Annotated in this window: 21 protein-coding genes; 12 read left to right on the plus strand and 9 right to left on the minus strand. The window is 40.6% G+C overall.

What is annotated here, in order from left to right:
* The first annotated feature begins 23 nt into the window (after positions 1 to 23).
* The 4 genes from DFO72_RS06150 to DFO72_RS30365 all read left to right on the plus strand — a co-directional run bounded on the left by DFO72_RS06150 (position 24) and on the right by DFO72_RS30365 (position 3,479).
* Positions 24 to 470, plus strand: a complete 447-nt coding sequence (locus DFO72_RS06150) for an FAS1-like dehydratase domain-containing protein (protein ID WP_113880914.1) — start codon at positions 24 to 26, stop codon at positions 468 to 470.
* Positions 470 to 853, plus strand: coding sequence for a MaoC/PaaZ C-terminal domain-containing protein (locus tag DFO72_RS06155; RefSeq protein ID WP_113880913.1), 384 nt, complete (start codon positions 470 to 472; stop codon positions 851 to 853). Before DFO72_RS06150 ends, DFO72_RS06155 begins: the two co-directional genes overlap by 1 nt.
* Positions 854 to 883: 30 nt before the next feature.
* Positions 884 to 3,241, plus strand: a complete 2,358-nt coding sequence (locus DFO72_RS06160; protein WP_181782250.1) for a penicillin acylase family protein — start codon at positions 884 to 886, stop codon at positions 3,239 to 3,241.
* Positions 3,242 to 3,344: 103 nt separating this feature from the next.
* Entirely contained in the window at positions 3,345 to 3,479 is a 135-nt protein-coding gene (locus DFO72_RS30365; protein ID WP_256816508.1) for a hypothetical protein, read from the plus strand.
* A 39-nt stretch (positions 3,480 to 3,518) separates the two neighbouring features.
* On the opposite strand, the gene DFO72_RS06165 is transcribed toward DFO72_RS30365, so the two are convergent.
* Entirely contained in the window at positions 3,519 to 4,118 is a 600-nt protein-coding gene (locus tag DFO72_RS06165) for an SCO family protein (protein ID WP_113880911.1), read from the minus strand.
* A gap of 214 nt (positions 4,119 to 4,332) precedes the next feature.
* Here DFO72_RS06165 and DFO72_RS06170 point away from each other — a divergent pair, with 214 nt between their 5' ends.
* Entirely contained in the window at positions 4,333 to 5,928 is a 1,596-nt protein-coding gene (locus DFO72_RS06170) for an acetolactate synthase large subunit (protein ID WP_113880910.1), read from the plus strand.
* Between the two features lie 373 nt (positions 5,929 to 6,301).
* Here DFO72_RS06170 and DFO72_RS06175 read toward each other — a convergent pair whose 3' ends face one another.
* Together DFO72_RS06175 and DFO72_RS06180 are read right to left on the minus strand one after the other, a co-directional pair.
* Positions 6,302 to 7,786: an aldehyde dehydrogenase family protein gene (locus DFO72_RS06175; protein WP_113880909.1), complete on the minus strand. Its 1,485-nt coding sequence runs from the start codon at positions 7,784 to 7,786 to the stop codon at positions 6,302 to 6,304.
* A gap of 219 nt (positions 7,787 to 8,005) precedes the next feature.
* Complete coding sequence (locus tag DFO72_RS06180) at positions 8,006 to 9,223, minus strand: NupC/NupG family nucleoside CNT transporter (protein WP_113880908.1); 1,218 nt, start codon at positions 9,221 to 9,223, stop codon at positions 8,006 to 8,008.
* A 372-nt stretch (positions 9,224 to 9,595) separates the two neighbouring features.
* Between DFO72_RS06180 and DFO72_RS06185 the strand changes: the two genes are divergently transcribed.
* The 3 genes from DFO72_RS06185 (at position 9,596) to DFO72_RS29325 (ending at position 10,238) form a co-directional block, all read left to right on the plus strand.
* Positions 9,596 to 9,697, plus strand: coding sequence for a YjcZ family sporulation protein (locus DFO72_RS06185; RefSeq protein ID WP_019379865.1), 102 nt, complete (start codon positions 9,596 to 9,598; stop codon positions 9,695 to 9,697).
* A 146-nt stretch (positions 9,698 to 9,843) separates the two neighbouring features.
* Positions 9,844 to 10,053: a YozQ family protein gene (locus DFO72_RS06190; RefSeq protein ID WP_113880907.1), complete on the plus strand. Its 210-nt coding sequence runs from the start codon at positions 9,844 to 9,846 to the stop codon at positions 10,051 to 10,053.
* A gap of 23 nt (positions 10,054 to 10,076) precedes the next feature.
* Positions 10,077 to 10,238 carry a hypothetical protein gene (locus DFO72_RS29325; RefSeq protein WP_009334581.1) on the plus strand — a complete coding sequence of 54 codons (162 nt, stop codon included), beginning with the start codon at positions 10,077 to 10,079 and terminating at the stop codon, positions 10,236 to 10,238.
* A 137-nt stretch (positions 10,239 to 10,375) separates the two neighbouring features.
* Here the strand turns inward: DFO72_RS29325 and DFO72_RS06195 are convergent, their stop codons facing one another.
* Positions 10,376 to 11,434: a sulfite oxidase gene (locus DFO72_RS06195; RefSeq protein ID WP_113880906.1), complete on the minus strand. Its 1,059-nt coding sequence runs from the start codon at positions 11,432 to 11,434 to the stop codon at positions 10,376 to 10,378.
* A 130-nt stretch (positions 11,435 to 11,564) separates the two neighbouring features.
* On the opposite strand from DFO72_RS06195, the gene DFO72_RS06200 reads away from it, so the two are divergent.
* Entirely contained in the window at positions 11,565 to 12,314 is a 750-nt protein-coding gene (locus DFO72_RS06200) for a YqjF family protein (protein WP_113881225.1), read from the plus strand.
* 42 nt (positions 12,315 to 12,356) lie between these two features.
* Here the strand turns inward: DFO72_RS06200 and DFO72_RS29330 are convergent, their stop codons facing one another.
* On the minus strand, positions 12,357 to 12,494 hold the full coding sequence (locus tag DFO72_RS29330) for a hypothetical protein (RefSeq protein WP_166672429.1): 138 nt from the start codon (positions 12,492 to 12,494) through the stop codon (positions 12,357 to 12,359).
* Between the two features lie 90 nt (positions 12,495 to 12,584).
* Between DFO72_RS29330 and DFO72_RS06205 the strand changes: the two genes are divergently transcribed.
* On the plus strand, positions 12,585 to 12,767 hold the full coding sequence (locus tag DFO72_RS06205) for a cold-inducible protein YdjO-related protein (RefSeq protein ID WP_026041562.1): 183 nt from the start codon (positions 12,585 to 12,587) through the stop codon (positions 12,765 to 12,767).
* 55 nt (positions 12,768 to 12,822) lie between these two features.
* Here the strand turns inward: DFO72_RS06205 and DFO72_RS06210 are convergent, their stop codons facing one another.
* Positions 12,823 to 13,065, minus strand: coding sequence for a transcriptional regulator SplA domain-containing protein (locus DFO72_RS06210; RefSeq protein ID WP_113880905.1), 243 nt, complete (start codon positions 13,063 to 13,065; stop codon positions 12,823 to 12,825).
* A 17-nt stretch (positions 13,066 to 13,082) separates the two neighbouring features.
* A complete protein-coding gene (locus DFO72_RS06215; RefSeq protein WP_113880904.1) occupies positions 13,083 to 13,271 on the minus strand; it encodes a hypothetical protein in 189 nt (62 codons plus the stop codon).
* A gap of 127 nt (positions 13,272 to 13,398) precedes the next feature.
* Here DFO72_RS06215 and DFO72_RS06220 point away from each other — a divergent pair, with 127 nt between their 5' ends.
* Entirely contained in the window at positions 13,399 to 14,676 is a 1,278-nt protein-coding gene (locus tag DFO72_RS06220) for an erythromycin esterase family protein (RefSeq protein ID WP_113880903.1), read from the plus strand.
* 169 nt (positions 14,677 to 14,845) lie between these two features.
* Here DFO72_RS06220 and pepF read toward each other — a convergent pair whose 3' ends face one another.
* Together pepF and yhfH are read right to left on the minus strand one after the other, a co-directional pair.
* On the minus strand, positions 14,846 to 16,660 hold the full coding sequence (pepF, locus tag DFO72_RS06225; RefSeq protein ID WP_113880902.1) for an oligoendopeptidase F: 1,815 nt from the start codon (positions 16,658 to 16,660) through the stop codon (positions 14,846 to 14,848).
* A 196-nt stretch (positions 16,661 to 16,856) separates the two neighbouring features.
* A complete protein-coding gene (gene yhfH, locus DFO72_RS06230; RefSeq protein WP_009334590.1) occupies positions 16,857 to 16,991 on the minus strand; it encodes a protein YhfH in 135 nt (44 codons plus the stop codon).
* Positions 16,992 to 17,160: 169 nt separating this feature from the next.
* Here yhfH and DFO72_RS06235 point away from each other — a divergent pair, with 169 nt between their 5' ends.
* Positions 17,161 to 17,352 carry a hypothetical protein gene (locus DFO72_RS06235; RefSeq protein WP_113880901.1) on the plus strand — a complete coding sequence of 64 codons (192 nt, stop codon included), beginning with the start codon at positions 17,161 to 17,163 and terminating at the stop codon, positions 17,350 to 17,352.
* Positions 17,353 to 17,389: the final 37 nt, after the last annotated feature.

Consider the following 17,389-nt stretch of genomic DNA (forward strand, 5'->3'; position numbering starts at 1 on the left):
AATGAGAGGAAGTGCTTTTTGTAATGGAATCTCTTTTAAAAGAAGATGTAAAACTAAAACCTTTCCGCTTCACAATTGAGAGGGGAAAAATCAGGGAATTTGCTATGGCAATTGGAGACAGGAATCCTATTTATTATGATGCGGACATTGCGAGAAAAGAGGGGTACCGGGACATCCCCATTCCGCCCACATTTCCGACGGCCATAGAGATGTGGGGAGGATTGGATTTCGAAACCCTAATCAGCCTATTCGGCCTTGACCCCCTTAAGGTTCTTCACGGAGGTCAGGAATATCGCTATTTAGGGGAATTATGTGCTGGCGATACAATAACTGCCGGTCCTCAGTTAATCTCAGCATTTGAAAAGAGGAATCTCCGTTTTATCACTATAGGAATTCATTACAAAAACAGTGAAGGAATCAAGGTTCTATATTCGGAATCTACCATTATCGAAAGAAGGGGAACAGAATAATGAGCGATTTAACAGCAATTCACAAACCCGAAATCACACATACACAGCTGGTCAAATATGCAGGAGCATCCGGTGATTTTAATCCAATTCATACAGTAGTACCGGTTGGGGAAAAAGCGGGATTGGACGGTGTGATCGCCCATGGGATGCTCATTATGGGAATGGCAGGCGAAGCACTGGCTGATTGGTTTCCGAGAAAAAACCTGAGAAAGTTCAAAGTGCGCTTCAGCAAAATGACGCGTCCTGGCGAGAAACTGACAATAGAAGGAAAAGTGACAGGGGAGAGAATGGAAGAAGATGAGAAGAGACTGACAGGAGAAGTTTCAGTTAAAAATGAAGCTGGTCAATTAAAGCTCTCCGGACAGTTCGAAGTAAAAATATAATATAAAGGAAGGATTTCTATGGGAGGTCATATTGGAGTCCAGCTCAAGCCAAAATCAAAGTGGAAGAAATACTCACTATGGGGCTTTGCAATCCTATTAGTGTTATTGGCTGCGGCATTTTTCGTTATGTTTGGTTATTTATCGCGCTCAATCCCTAAAACAGAAGGAGAGGTCAAAATTGGATCCATAACTGCGGATGTTAGGGTAAATCGCGACGGCAATGGCATTCCCCACATACTTGCGGATAATGAACGAGACCTCTTTATTGCACAGGGATATGTGCAAGCTCAGGATCGCCTTTTTCAAATGGATTTAAGCAGGCGGCAGGCATCTGGGAGATTAAGTGAAGTGATCGGGGAAGGAGCCGTTGAAAATGATAAATACTTTAGGACACTTGGGCTGAGAAGGGCTGCAGAAGCATCCTATGAAGCCTACTCCCCGGAAGCAAAGCAGATTTTAGGCTGGTTTGCAGAAGGAGTAAATCTATATATTAAAGAGGTCAAAGAAAATGGAAAATGGCCGCCTGAATTTTCCATACTTGGCTATAAGCCTGAAGAATGGACTCCCGTGGATTCACTTACTATAGGCAAATATATGGCATATGATCTTGGAGGACACTGGGAAAGCCAGGCATTCCGCTATTATCTCCTTCAGCATTTTCCGGAAGAAAAAGCGTATGAATTATTCCCCTCATATCCGGAAGAAGCCCCATACATAATAGGAAAACACGACTTAAATATTGAAGAAAGCTTTGCAAATGCAATCACTCCACCGGAATTTAACGGAAGCAATAACTGGGTTGCAGCCGGCAGCAAAACGGCATCCGGAAAGCCAATTCTTGCAGATGATCCGCATTTATCACTCAGCACACCTTCCATATGGTATCAGATGCATTTGCAATCCCCGGAAATGAACGTCAGCGGAGTCATTTTTGCAGGTATTCCGGGCATTATTCTCGGTCACAATGAGAACATTGCATGGGGAGTAACCAATACAGGACCAGATGTCCAGGATTTGTATATTGAAAAAAGGAATCCTTCCAATAAAAATGAGTTTCTATTCAATGGAAAATGGGAAAAGGCAGAAGTAATTGAAGAACCAATTAAGGTAAAAGACAAGGAGACAATTAGCTATCAAGTAACGATTACACGCCACGGACCTGTAATTTCGGAATTTGCTGCAGACAGCGGCAAAGATACCGTTCTTTCTTTGCAATGGACTGCCCTTGAACCTTCAAAAGAACTGGAAGCCATTCTAAAAATGAATAAATCATCGGACTGGAATCAATTTGAAGAAGCATTGGAGTTATTTCATACACCCGCACAGAACTTTGTATTTGCCTCGCCAGATGGAACAATAGCCTATAAAGCAAACGGGAAAATCCCCATCAGAAAGAAAGGAGACGGATTACTGCCAGTACCTGGCTGGTCGGATGAATACGGCTGGGAGGGCTATATACCTTATGATCATCTGCCAAAAGCGATTAATCCAAAAGAAGGATACATCTCAACTGCAAACAATAAGGTTATGGATGACAGCTATGCTTACCATATAAGTCATGATTGGGCACAGCCCTATAGGCAAATGCGCATTCAGGAGTTCCTGAAAAGCAAAAATGATCTTATAGCAGAAGACATGATGACCCTGCAGATGGATCAGAAGAACCTGCAGGCAGAGGAATTTATACCCGTTTTCCTGTCTGAAATTAGAAAGCCATCTTCCAATCTTGAAAAGGAAGCTTTATCAGCCTTGAGTAAATGGGATTATAACGACAGTAAGGATGGAGCAGCCCCTCTCATTTTCAATCTTTGGATGAAAAACATTTCCGATGTTCTTTTTGAAGATGAGATATCAGCAGAAATGAGGAAGCTTTTTAAAGGGCAAAAGCAGGCAGTGGATGAATTATTGAGAAATGCAGCAAAAGGCAGGGAAAGCCGCTGGATAGAAGAAAAGGGGGGACTGGAGGAAGTCCTTTCTCGATCATTGAGTTCAGCAGTAAAGAAAGCTGCAGAACTTCAAGGAAATAATCTGTCTGAATGGAAATGGGGAGACTATCACCAATTAGCCTTTTCCCATCCGCTTTCAAGTGTAAAACCTTTAAACTTCTTGTTTAATAGAGAAGGGCAGATTCCTGTTGGCGGAAGTTCAGTCACTGTTCAGGCCGCAGCTAATAAAGAAGATGGTACAGTAAATCATGGGGGCTCGTGGAGATTTGTGGTGGATACGCAAAACATGAATACTGCCTATCATCTTGTTGGACCGGGACAATCCGGACATCCTCTAAGCCCATGGTATCATGACCAGATGAGCAGCTGGGCAGAAGGGAACTATCATAAGACAGCTCTCAATGAAGAGAGGACCAAGCATACACTTTTATTAAAACCTTAAAAATGCTTCCAAAAATCATAAAATGTTTCTTTTTGTTCATAGTTTTTTCATATTTTTCATGTAAAATATTAATCATACAGGCAGGGAAAAAGGAGTTTTTCAAATGGCTAAAAAGCAGCTGGTTGATTTGGTAAACAGATTAAAAAAATCCGGTATTAAAGTAAGCTTTTCAAAGCCAAGATCAAAAACTTTAATACTCATTAACCAAAACAAAAATTTATCTTCTTCTGCGAATTAGGTTAAAAAAAGTGGCGGATCCAGAATCCGCCACTTTTTATTATATTTGCTTCATAATCTTATTGAAAACATCATTCTTATCAAAGTCTTCTCCCATGGGGAACTTCTTAATAAACTTGTTATTCTCGTCAAGCAAATAGACAAAGGTGCTATGAACGTAAAAACCATCACCGGGATCACGGTATTGAAATTGAAACGTGTTAGCGAGATCTTGAATTTCAGACTGATCTTTTTTCAGTTTATCAGGCTCTGCAGTAAGAAAGACCCAATTGCCATCATTTTCGATTTCAAAGGTATTTCTATATTTTCGAAGGACCTCCGCGGTGTCTCTATAGGGGTCGATCGTTACAGTAATGAATTGCACCTTCTCCCCAAAAACACCTTCCTTGCTAAGATCACCCTTCAGCAGATTCATCCTTTGTGTAGTAGTCGGACAAATATCCGGACAGTGCGTATAAATAAATTCAACAAGCTTCAGTTTTTTATCCGACTCTGCAAAGTCATATACCTTCTCATCATCTGTTAAAAGTGTAATATGATCAGGTATCTTGGCAGTCATATCACGAATAATAAAAAAAGAAATGCCGGCTGCTATGCCTAATATTACGATAATAGCGGATATAATATAAACTTTTTTCATTATTTCCCCTCCCAATATAAGGATAAATAATATCCATCAAAAATCCTATGGATAATCTGTGAACTTATTCTTAATACAGGGGAAATCAAAGTGAAGCAATAAGAAAAGCAGCCGATTTACGTCATGCTTACAACCTTTCCTCCTAAGATCGAAAGGTTATTTTAATAAATGAAGAAGAAAAATAGGAAAAAGCTAGTTTGAAAAGGGGAGTCGTATGAAAGCAACCGATTTACTTGTTCAATGCTTAGAAAATGAGGGCGTAGAGTATATTTTTGGTATTGTGGGGAAGGAAACCCTTGATCTGATTGATTCATTGTCAAAATCGAAACAAATTCAGTTTGTAAATGTTCGTCATGAACAAGGAGCAGCTTTTATGGCGGATGTTTACAGCAGATTATCAAAAAAGGCTGGTGTGTGCACAGCGACATTAGGACCTGGTGCCACAAACCTTTTGACTGGAATTTCGAGTGCAAATTTGGACCATTCTTCAGTTGTAGCCATAACAGGACAAGCTGGCTTTAATAGGCAGCACCAGGAATCCCATCAATATTTGGATATCGTCAAAATATTTGAACCTGTAACAAAGTGGAGTGTTCAAATAAAAGATTCAAGTACCATTCCAATGATCATTCGCAAGGCCTTTAGATTAGCTCAAATGGAAAAACCTGGTGCTATTTTAATTGAATTTCCAGAGAATCTTTCTTCACAGATGATTTCTAATCACACATTACCTGTGACACCTATTCCAAGAAGTACACCAAGTTCACAAGCTTTAGAGAGTGCATGTACTATATTAGGTCAATACCAGAAACCACTTGTCATAGCAGGCAACGGTATAATAAGACAAGAAGCTGTTTCGGAACTCATCACATTTGTGGAGAAGCTAAAATCACCTGTTATCCATAGTTTTATGGCGAAAGGGGTGTTACCTAAAGACAATCCCCTTAATTTTTATACATTTGGATTTAATGAAAAGGATGAAGTTTTACCAATCATAGAGGAAGCTGATTTGTTAATCGTCGTAGGGTATGATTTTGTTGAAAAGCCTCCTAAGGATTGGAATAAAAAGCAGCGTCCTATTTTACATATTGATCCAATTCCAGCCGAAATGGATGAACACTATCCTTTAAAGGGAGAATTGGTAGGTGATTTAAATCAGACCTTACAGGCACTTAATCAACTGGAACTTCCATTTAAACCATGGGTTCCGATGGGGAATTTAAGAGAAAGGGTTAAATTGGCTTACCAAATCGATACAGATTCAAAAAAAGATCAATCATTGACGATAGAAAATGTCTTAAAGGTGATTGAAACAATCACACCAGAAAACACCATCATCATTTCTGATGTAGGTGCCCACAAGGTATCTATTGCCCGCACCTACCAACCAAATCAAGCCGGTCGACTCATTATATCAAATGGCTTAGCCTCAATGGGGATTGCCTTGCCAGGTTCCATTGGTGCCAAAATAGCTTGTCCAGATGCTCCGGTTATTTGTATCACCGGAGACGGAGGGGCTTTAATGAATATATCTGAATTAGAAACGGCTCAACGATTAGGCCTATCGTTTATCATCATTGTTTTAAATAATGCAGCATTAAAATTAGAGGAACAAATGATGCAGGAAAAATTCCATAGCAGTTTTGGAACTGCTTTTGGCAACCCTGACTTTGTGCAATTAGCTAACAGTTTTGGAGTAAAAGGTGTAAGACCTCATCAATTGAATGAATTTGAACAGACATTAAAGGAAGCTTTGAAGCTGGCCGATGAAATGACCTTGATAGATGTTCAGATGGGGGATGAGAGATAAAATTGTCAAAAGAGACAAGCGGACGTCAGTCCCCTTAAATAGAATCTAAATAATTATAAATCAAGGAACAAATGCGAAAATATTACCACGGTACCATGGTTATTCCAAGGTCGTTCTTTACTTTTTGGGAGGATTGCTTGGAATGTGGAGGCGACTTCTCAGGGACGACAGGCATAAGACGTGCCCTGTAAGAAGGTGTTCTTTCCTTCTGGAAGGGATTTACTTATGACCCCGAGTCCCTAGGAGCCGCAACTAGACAAGCTTGTGACCTCGAGGGGACAGGCGCTGAAGCTAGACAGGGCTCAGAAATCCAAGATAGAATTTCTGATAAATAAAAAAGGAACCCCGCAAGGTTCCTTTTTTGGTTCGGCTATTACTTCATTGAAATCCAAACACTCTTAACTTCTGTATAGTTATCCAGAGCGTATGATCCCATTTCACGGCCGATTCCGGATTGCTTGTAGCCGCCAAATGGAGATGCTGCGTCAAATGCGTTGTAGCAGTTCACCCAAACTGTACCTGCACGGAGTTTGTTGGCCACATAGTGTGCATTTGCCACATCCCGAGTCCAAACACCCGCAGCTAAACCATATTCACTGTTATTAGCCCGGTTAATTAATTCGTCTAAGTCATCATAAGGCATGGCCGAAATAACAGGTCCGAATATTTCTTCCTTTGCAATCGTCATTTCATCACGAACATCAGCAAAAATAGTAGGGGAGACGAAGTAACCTTGCTCTTGCGGCTTTTCGCCTCCTGCTACAAGCTGGGCACCTTCGCTCAGTCCTTTTTCAATGTAACCAAGAACGCGGTTTTGCTGCTCAGCAGAAACAAGCGGGCCAATTTCTGTGTCAGCATGAATGCCGGCACCTTGTTTAATTTTTTTGGCATGTGAAGCCATATCAGCTACAACATTATCAAACTGCTTTTTTTGTATGAAAACACGGGAGCCGGCACAGCACACCTGACCCTGGTTGAACATAACACCGTTCAGAGCTCCTGGAATAGCTTTTGATAAATCAGCGTCTGGCAGAATGATATTTGGAGACTTACCGCCAAGCTCAAGCGTTACGCGCTTTAACGTTTTTGAAGCATTTGACATAATCAGTTTGCCTACTTCAGTAGAACCAGTAAACGCAATTTTATCTACTAATGGATGATCGACAAGCGGCTGGCCAGCTGTTTCTCCGAAACCTGGAACAATATTGACAACCCCTGGAGGGAAGCCGGCTTCATCCATCAGCTCAGCAAGATATAATGCAGAAAGAGGTGTTTGCTCCGCTGGCTTAAGTACAACCGTACATCCTGTTGCAAGAGCAGCACCCAGCTTCCACATTGCCATAAGAAGAGGGAAGTTCCAAGGGATGATTTGGCCCACCACACCAACTGCCTCATGGCGAGTATAGTTGAAGAATGGCCCGCTGACAGGAATAGTCTGGCCGACAATCTTTGTAGACCAGCCTGCATAGTATCGCATATGTTCAACAGCCAGAGGAATATCGGCATTAGTTGTTTCACGGATTGGCTTACCATTATCCAATGTCTCAAGCTGTGCTAATTCTTCACTGTTTTCTTCCATAAGATCAGCAAGCTTATACATCAGGCGGCTGCGCTTAGAGGCGCTCATTTTTGACCATTTGCCTTCATCAAAAGCCTTTCGGGCTGCTTTTACTGCCAGATCAATATCTTCTGCACCGGCTTCGAAAACAGAAGCAAGAACTTCTCCTGTAGCCGGGTTATACGTATCAAACGTTTTCTGTGATTTGCTTTCAACAAATTCACCATTGATATATAATTTTTTCTTTCCGCTTAAAAACTTTTCCACCTTTTCTTTTAAACCTGCAGTTAGCTGACTCATATAATTCCTCCTTAAAATAGTAGTCTATGTATTTCCATGGTGCAAAACTTTTAGAAGAATACTTATGGTAACGCTTACAATCATACTTTAACATTAACAAAAATATAAAATCAACTCTGAATTAAAATAATTTTCAGATAATATTCGACAATTCTCGCCTGTTCCCGAATTTACATCAAAAAAAAGCATACCGGATTAATCCAGTATGCTATAAAACTATTAAATTAACATTCCTGCAATTGCTGCACTTAAAAGAGAAGCAAGTGCTCCAGCTATTACAGCACGAATCCCAAGCTTGGCTATATCGTTCCTGCGTTCAGGAGCAAGGTTGCCCAGTCCGCCCAGGAGGATGGCCATAGAGGAAATGTTGGCAAATCCGCAAAGCGCGAAACTTACTACTGCAACAGTCTTTGGAGACAGGCTGCTGATTTCTGGAGCGAAAGCTGAATAAGCAACAAATTCATTCAATACAAGCTTTTGGCCAATATATCCGCCAGCCTGTACAGCTTCAGTCCAAGGAACACCTACTGCAAATGCAAGAGGGGCAAAAACAAAACCAAGAATGGTTTCCAGTGTAAGATTTTCAAATCCGAAAAGCCCGCCTGCAAATCCGATAATTCCATTGATAAGAGCGACCAGAGCGATAAAAGCAAGAAGCATAGCACCGATGTTTAATGCAAGCTGAAGTCCGACACTTGCACCGCGTGCCGCAGCGTCTACCACATTTACAGAATCAGTATCTTTTTCAATAGTTATGTCGTCTGTTGTCTCTGATACTTCTGTTTCAGGTATCATAATTTTAGCGAGGACAAGACCGGCAGGTGCAGCCATGAAGCTTGCAGCAAGCAAGTATTCCAATGGTACCCCAAGAAGGGAGTATCCTATAAGAACTGAACCGGCTACTGATGCAAGGCCTCCGGTCATAACAGCAAACAGTTCAGATTTCGTCATTTTGTTCAGGAAAGGGCGGACAATTAATGGAGCTTCCGTTTGTCCGACAAAAATATTGGCTGCTGCAGACATGGACTCTGCCTTGCTTGTTCCAAGCAGCTTGGACAAACCTCCGCCAATGACCTTTATAATTATTTGCATAATCCCGGTATAATAAAGAACAGAGATAAGGGAAGAAAAGAAGATAACTGTAGTCAGCACTTGGAAGGCAAATACCATTCCTACTCCTGAACCTTCCTGGAACAAGCCTCCGAATAAAAAATTTATTCCTTCATTGGCAAATCCGACAATATTATTTACTGCAAATGTCATTTTTTCTAATACTTTTTTTCCAAGTTCCCATTTGAGAACTGCAAAGGCAAATACAAACTGGATAGCCAGCCCGCCTAAAATTGTACGGAGATTGATTGCCTTTCGATTTGATGAAAGGAGTAAAGCAATCCCCAATACAGCAGCAACTCCTAATAAACCCCATATAAAACTCATGTTGACACCTCATTTGTTGAATTTAGAATAATGAAAACGTTTTTACGAAACGCCAAAAATATAGACCTCTCATCAAAGAGGTTTGTGAATAGACGTCAGACATCTAACTTGATTACATGTCCATTTTACCATGAATCCGTTTGCAGTAAAGAGTTTTTTTCCTGCCAATTAAAATTTGTTGAATAATCTCCTATTTTTATTCACATTTTAAATGAGTTAATCTCTTCCAAGGGGGCAATAACTGAAAAACATCTTATACAGCCAGCTTATAATAAATGAATCTTTGATTTTATTTTCATCCCGCCTTATAATTGCCCATTCGGGACAAACATCATTTTCATACACTGTCACTAGATGTCAGGAGGTGTTGGAATGGGTGCAGGCGCAGGGTATGGCGGCGGTTTTGCTTTAATCGTTGTCCTGTTTATACTTCTAATCATTGTTGGTGCTGCTTTCGTTGGCGGAGGCTACTAATTATCTAAAAAAATGACAGCGCAAAAAATCTGCCCGTGTTTGGGCAGATTTTTTGTTTTTGCCCTTCCTGTTTGAAATGGAACAGTATGATAATGAGTAAAATGTCCAAAATAAAGATAGTTCTAAATTAGAAGGAGGGATTCCATATGAATAAAAAAGACAAAAATGAGGGAACAGATATTGCAGGCAGATATTATGAGACTGAAGATTATAAGAGGAATGATCAGCTTTCATCAGGCCTGGCGACAACACATGAACAAGTGAGTGACGCATATATGGAAGGACAGGCGGATGCAGTAATTGAAGACGTTGTCGGTGTGGATATTTCCATTCCGCGCAAAGGGTATGATGAATAACACAATAGTAAGGAGGCAATTCAATGGCACCAAAAGATGCTCAAGATGATCTGGGCCAGTATAAAATGCCAGAAGTTCTAAGAAAAAAGAGGACTTCATCCTATCGGGTGGGATACCAGGCTACAACAGGCAACCAGACACCTGGTGAACCTGAAGCAGGTAAGAGAACAGATCAAGAAAATTAAAATCTGTTCATGCATGGATTGCTGATTTAGATTGCAGTGGTGATAAAATCTATAATGAAAAAGAGAGGATGTTTTGGACATCTTCTCTTTTGTTTATGAGTAAATAAGGAAATTAGGAACATTGCACATGAAAAGTGTTATTCCACTTGAATTTTTATTTTTTGCACAGCATTATATCCATATCCTTTTCTGTTCCAGTAAGGCTTTATTGGCTGCATATTGCCCTCTGAATCACTGGCCCTCACAAGAATGGTATGCTCACCCTTGTATGCCTCCCAATCAAAATGCCACTTTACCCAGGAAAATTTTTCGTTTTCCCTGTATTTAAGCGTGGCCTTCCTCCATGTATCCCCATGATCAATGCTAATTGCCACCTCATTAATTGTTCCCGTGCCAGTCCAGGCAATTCCTCTAATAGTCTGAAGTCCTTCTTGAATAATGGAATAATTCAAAGGCTCCTGGATTGTGCTATTAACATTTATGGCTGTAACAGGCTTTTTATCCAGATCGCTGTCTTTAAAAGGATAATAAACATAATCTTTTGTTTGAAAAGGACCATTAAATTCATGTCGAATAATAAAAATATTCATAAGCCATTTGACGGAGGACATTGCATACCATTGAGGCACGATTAGCCTGAATGGATACCCATGCTTATAAGGTATGGGCTTGCCGTTATACTCATAAGCTACAATCGTATCTTCGTGGAGTGCCTTTTCAATTGGCAGGCTTCTGGCAAAGTAAAAGGATTCATTCAAATCTTTTCGTTCACCAAAATCCATTCCGGCAAACACAGCTTCTTTACTTCCATCCAAAAGTCCGGCTTGATCCAGCAGTTCCTTTAAAGGCACCCCTTTCCATTTCCCCTGACTGACTGCTCCTTCTTCCCATTGCTCACCAAAAACCTTTGGTTTAAATTTGGCTCTGTTATTGCCAGCGCACTCCAGAGGGACCAGAATGGTTTTGGAAGGAAAGCGGGAAAGTTCACTTAAAGATATTTCCACCCGTTTATTCACGTTGCCGCTAATGGACAAAAATAAATTCTGAGGGTTTATTAGCGGGTAGGAAAAATGGTTTCTTAAATAAAAATAATCCTGCGGTGTTTTCCAGTGCTTCAAAAAATGAATGGGAGACTCCTGATTTTCAGGAGACAGACTTAGCGTTTTCAGATAAGGTGCAGAAAACTGACTATTCATGAACCATCACCTCCATTCATAAATACAGTGTAATGCCCAAGGTTAGAACTATTCATTTATGCCAGCTAAGTTTAATACCGGTATTAAGAGGAATAATCATTTATATAACATGTGGAAGGGCGGTAAGGGAATGAAAGAAGAATTGAAGATAACAGGACACAGGCCTTTTCCGCTGCCTGATAAACCCTGGGTTATGGAACAAATATGGAATGATGTATTATTTGCTCATTGGCCAGTGCCTGCGGAAATAATGGAAAAACACATCCCCTCAAAGTTAACATTAGATACATACAACGGTACAGCATGGGTTGGAGCAGTACCTTTCTGGATCAGTAAAATGAGGGTGCGCGGCTTGCCGACATTGCCAATTATGAAATCAATGAATGAATTGAATGTAAGGACTTATGTGGAATATGCGGGCATTAAAGGCGTATATTTTTTTAGTCTGGATGCAGACAACTTTTTAGCCGTAACAGGGGCCAGAATGCTGTATTTCCTTCCGTATATGAATGCCAAAATGCAAGTCAGTAGGTCTGAAGGACAAATTAATTATGAAAGCAGGCGATCACAAAGTCCTTCAGAGAACGGCCAATTCAAAGCAGATTATAAGCCAATATCAAGCCCCTTCAATTCAAAACCCGGAACACTTGATGAATGGCTGACTGAAAGGTATTGCTTATGGGTAACAAAAGGTGAAAAGGTTTATCGCGGGGATATCCATCATACAAAATGGCAGCTGCATGAAGCTTCTTGCACGATACATCAAAACACTTTAGCTTCATTTTTGCCCCGCAAGCACTTTAAAGGTGAACCGATAGTACACTACTCTCCGGAAAAACATGCTTATTTCTGGCCTTTAATAAAGGTTTCTTCACCATAACTAAAGATTGATCCTACTAATGAAAGGAACATATTCACTGCTTCATTTTTTATAGTAAATTTCTGCGAGCCGTTTTTTTGCTTCGTTATATGATAGCCCGGATTGACTGTTCAGCCTTTTTACTTCATCAATATCCGTTCCTGCTATAGTAAGGTTTCTCTTTTTCTGCGGGCGGTCCATTGCATCACCTCCTATTCAAAATTTGTTCAAAACATTTTCTATAATTTTCCCCTTTCTTGTCCATACTAAGAAAAAAAGGGGGCGTTTCCTATTTTTTTCAATAAAAAAGGCCAAGATGACAAGCCGGAAGTTGTAATGCTGGACACAGAGGTGTATTCCTGCAATAGCTGCAATGGCTGGATGAGAAAAGATTTTGCCTCTTCAGATTTAAAATGCCCATTATGCGGTGATGAAACAACTGCCGAAATGAGGGAATTGCCGCAAATTTTGTGATAATTAATTTTTGAAAGACTGTTGTCACAAGATAACAGTCTTTCTTATTAATGATTTAAAAGTCTCCATACAATTCTTGAAAGGCCTGTTCTGCATCATGTTCAGATGAAAACAAAGCATCGTCTTCTTCTATTAAATGGAAGGATTCATTAAGGAAGAGGGCCACTGCATTAGGGTCTTTAGGATGCGGTACAATTTCTGCCGGCCTTACGTTTGCAACACTTGGAGTATGAGGGTTATGATAAATAACAAAAACCTCATCACCTGATTTCACTTTTTTAGGATCGATTGTCTCCAATCCATTCACTCCTTTAATTATAGGTTTTCGTTTTGCTGTCCAATTTCTTTAGCACCTATAATAGCATTTGCCGTTTCCTGCTGTTCATGTTCATCAACTGAATCCCCAGCTGCATGTTTTAAATTTGGAGATTTGCCACCCGTTTCAATGGTGACCATCTCTTCTTTTGGTGCATAAGTCAGGTACTTTTCATCGTTTTCTTTCATTATAAAACTCCTTCTGATATAGATATTGGACACCTTTCTTTAAAGTTTTCTCTCCGCATTGGTCTTATATTCAACCATATTAATCCTAATTCAAATGGGCAGAGTAACTATATAGGTTTTAAATGGGGTGATAAAAATCGAAGAAAATAAAGACTTGATATCAAATATTCAGAATGAAGCATTCTCTTTCAGCGATTCATCTGGGCTCGACCGAATTATTCAAGCTGCCGGGAAAGCGAAATTTGTTTTATTGGGGGAAGCTTCTCATGGTACATCAGAATTTTATACAGTAAGAGCAGAAATATCAAAAAGACTAATTGAACAAAAAGGGTTCAACTGTATCGCTGTAGAAGGAGACTGGCCTTCCTGCTTTACCATTAACAGATATGTTAAAGGTTATGTACCTCTGGATCCCCTTGAAACACTCAAAAATTTTAACAGGTGGCCGACATGGATGTGGGCAAATGAGGAAATTAAAGATCTAATAACCTGGCTTTATAATCACAATCAGCTAATAGATGAACACAGCCGAAAGGCGGGTTTCTATGGCATCGATATATATAGCTTATGGGAATCCATGGATGGAATAATAAACCTTCTGGAGACAAAGGAAGCTGCAGAGCTGGAAGCTGCTAAAAAAGCATTTGCCTGCTTTGAGCCTTTTCATCGGACACCTGAAAATTATGCAGTTTCTGCGGCCTTATATGGGGAAGGATGTGAAAAAGAAGTAGCCGATCTTTTACTTAAAATAAAAAATAAGTGGGAGCATACCAGGAACTGCGAAGAAGAATCACTAAACCTTATGCTGAATAGCCTTGTTGCCGTAAATGCAGAAAACTATTATCGAGCAATGGTAAAAGGCGGGCCTGATGACTGGAATATTAGGGATCATCACATGGTAAGTGCCATAGAGGCGGTCTCCAAATATTACGGAGAAAATGCCAAGGTAATCGTATGGGAACACAATACTCATATTGGAGATGCAAGAGCAACAGATATGAAAGAAGAGGGGCTAGTTAACGTTGGGCAAATCCTTCGCGAGAAATATGGGGAAGATCAGATTTTCGCACTCGGGTTTGGCACTCACTCAGGTACCGTTATAGCTTCGGAACAATGGGGGGATGAGATGCAGGTTATGGAAGTGCCTCCAGCACAGGCAGGGAGCTGGGAGGATGCACTTCAAAAGGCAGGCCCGGGTGATAAGATTTTGTTGTTCACTGATGATAACAGGGAATTATTTAATGAATCTATCGGTCAGCGAGCCATCGGAGTCGTATATAACCCTGAATATGAACAGTACGGGAATTATGTGCCTACAAAAGTCTCACTCAGATATGACGGTTTCATTTATATAGAGAAGACCCGTGCCTTGAAGCCAATTAATATACCTGTAACGTTATCATAACATTGGCAATGTTATCAAATATTCACCTCCATAAATTTTGGGATTTGCTTAGAGGTTACTGATCCTCGTATAATTTGATTATTTCTATAAAGCCAGAGATCAAATGAATGATAATGAGTAGTATATTTAACCTAAAAAGCCCCTCCGGTAAACGGAGGGGCTTTTTTTGCTACAAGTAGCTGTTTTCCAATTCATCCACCAACATCCCCACATAGCTTACGGCTTTCCGGATTGGATCTGGCTTAGACATATCAATGCCTGCACTCTTGAGGAGATCGATCGGCTTTTTCGTTCCACCAGCTTTTAAAACATCAAGCCAGCGGTCAATGGCAGGCTGGCCTTCCTCTTGAATGCTCTGTGCCATAGCAGTGGAAGCAGTCAAACCAGCTGAATAAGTATATGGATAGAGTCCCATGTAATAATGAGGCTGTCTCATCCAGGTTAAAGCCGCCTTATCATCCAGTTCAACCGTATCACCCCAGAATTCAGCAAGTGTTTCCATCTTTTGATCTGAAAGTGTTTTTGCCGTTAACGGAATCCCTCGATCAGCAAGATTATATATTCTTCGCTGATATTCTCCCTCGAGAAGGTGTGTGACAAAGTTGTGATAATAAGTTCCAAGCAGCTGAAGAATTACCCAGCGCTTCATTCTCTTATCCTCAGTGCCTGCCATTAAATGCTGTCCGAGCAGCAATTCGTTAAGCGTTGATGGAGCTTCTACAAAGTAGGTTGAAGGGCGGGTATTCATTATACGCTGATATTTATTAGCCAAATAGAAATGACCCGCATGCCCAAGCTCATGAGCAAGAACAAAAGCACCGCGCATTGTGTCTGTCCATGTAATCAGGATGAAAGGATGTGATCCATATGGACTTGAACAAAATGCACCTGTAGATTTCCCTACATTGTCAGCCAAATCAACCCAGCGTTCAGTCAAGCCTTTCTTCATTATATCCGTATACTCTGGTCCCATTACTTTGAGAGCCTCTAATATGACTTTTGATGCTTCTTCAAAGGTTGTTTCAGGATTGAACTCCGGATCAAGAGGCGCCTTCAGGTCACAAAAAAGCATCTTATCCAATCCAAGAACTTTTCTCTTTAACTGAGCATATCTGCGCATATGGGGGGCAAGCTCTTTTTGGATAATATTCAGCTGATTGTTGTACATTTCCTCTGTAACATGCTGGGAATCCAGGAGCATTTGTGTGACTGAACTGTATTTTCTCAGCTTTGCAAATGTTACCTGCTTTTTCACCTCGGCAGAATAGGCAGAGGCAAATGTATTCTTATAGTTTTCCAGTGAATCTGTAAATGAGGCATAGGCATTCCTTCTAATGGCAGTGTCTGACGAAAACTCATAACGATCTTCGTAAAGAGCAAAAGAGTTTGGCAAATCGTTTCCTTCACTGTCATTAAAAGAGGAAAATGGCATGTCAGCAAGTTTTGCGGCCTGATACATATTATACGGAGCTCCAAGTACTTCGCCCAATGCTGCCAGGGCTTCTTCCGTCTCTGGAGAAAGCCTGTGCTTCTTTGATTCAAGAAGATCTGTCAGCTGTTTTCTGAAAGGCTCCAGGCCGCTTTCATCGTCTATGTATGTTTCAATCGTGCCTTCAGGTAAGGACATTAACTCAGAATCAATAAACGAAAGAGCGGAGGCTGCTTTTGCTCTTAAAGATGCAAGTATGGATGAATTTGCCTGATTGTCCGGATTCGTTCCATCCTCCGACTGACGCAAGCTAGCATACGTTCCAGCATGACCCAAACGGATGGAGAGCTTTTCCTGAGCGGAAAGGCAGCCCAGTAATATTTGCGGGCCTTCATGGAGCTTTCCCCTGTACTGCTCAAAAACAGCAAGATCTTCATCTATACTTCTCATTTCTTTATGCCAATCTTCCTCTAAAGCAAATAAATCCTCCACTTTCCATGTTCGATCTTCCGGTACCTCAACACGCCTTAATCGGGTTACTGCAGTTTGTACCATTTAACGATCCCTCCTATTTCGATTCTCTAAATATAGAGATTATGGGACAATTATACAGGAAGGCCTAATAAATTTATAGACTTTTCAAACATTTTAAATTTACTGTACTGTAACAGCTGAAGGTACCTTTTTAGTGGAAATGGTGACATATAGGAGTAAAAAAAAGCGGAGGGCATGACGCCTTCCGCTGGATGTACTATTCCATTTTTTTTGAAAGACACCGATCACATTCCATTAGATAAGATTCGGCCTGTTCCTTGACTGTTTGGCCGCACTCCGGGCAAACCTTTTTGGGAAGAGTTCTAAAAAATTCAACTGGACTTTTGATCATGAATTTTCCTCCTTTTTATAATACAGTTTATTTTGTTTCCATCTGTTGTAGTACAGTATATACCAAACAAAATGAAATGTGAAGTGTTTGGATTAAATTTTTTAAAAATTTTATTTATTATATTTATTGGTGCTAAATAGGAATTTGGTTTGCATTAGGATAGAGGGAAATGAAGGAAGGAGTCCGAAGTTGGTTCGCATTCGGACAGGCTAAGCCGAATTCCAGAGGAGCGAGTCCGATGTCGGGCCCCATTCGGACAGGAGAAGCCGAATATCGAAGAAAAGAGTCCGAAGTCGCACCCAATTGGACAGGACAAGGGGATATCCATTGGAGGGAGTCGGATGCATGCGGTAAAATCTAATAATTTCTAGCTAATACGGCAAAAGCTCTATCTGTTC

This window comes from Cytobacillus oceanisediminis (genome assembly GCF_004366035.1).
In the GTDB taxonomy this organism is placed as follows: Bacteria; Bacillota; Bacilli; order Bacillales; family Cytobacillaceae; genus Cytobacillus; species Cytobacillus oceanisediminis_C.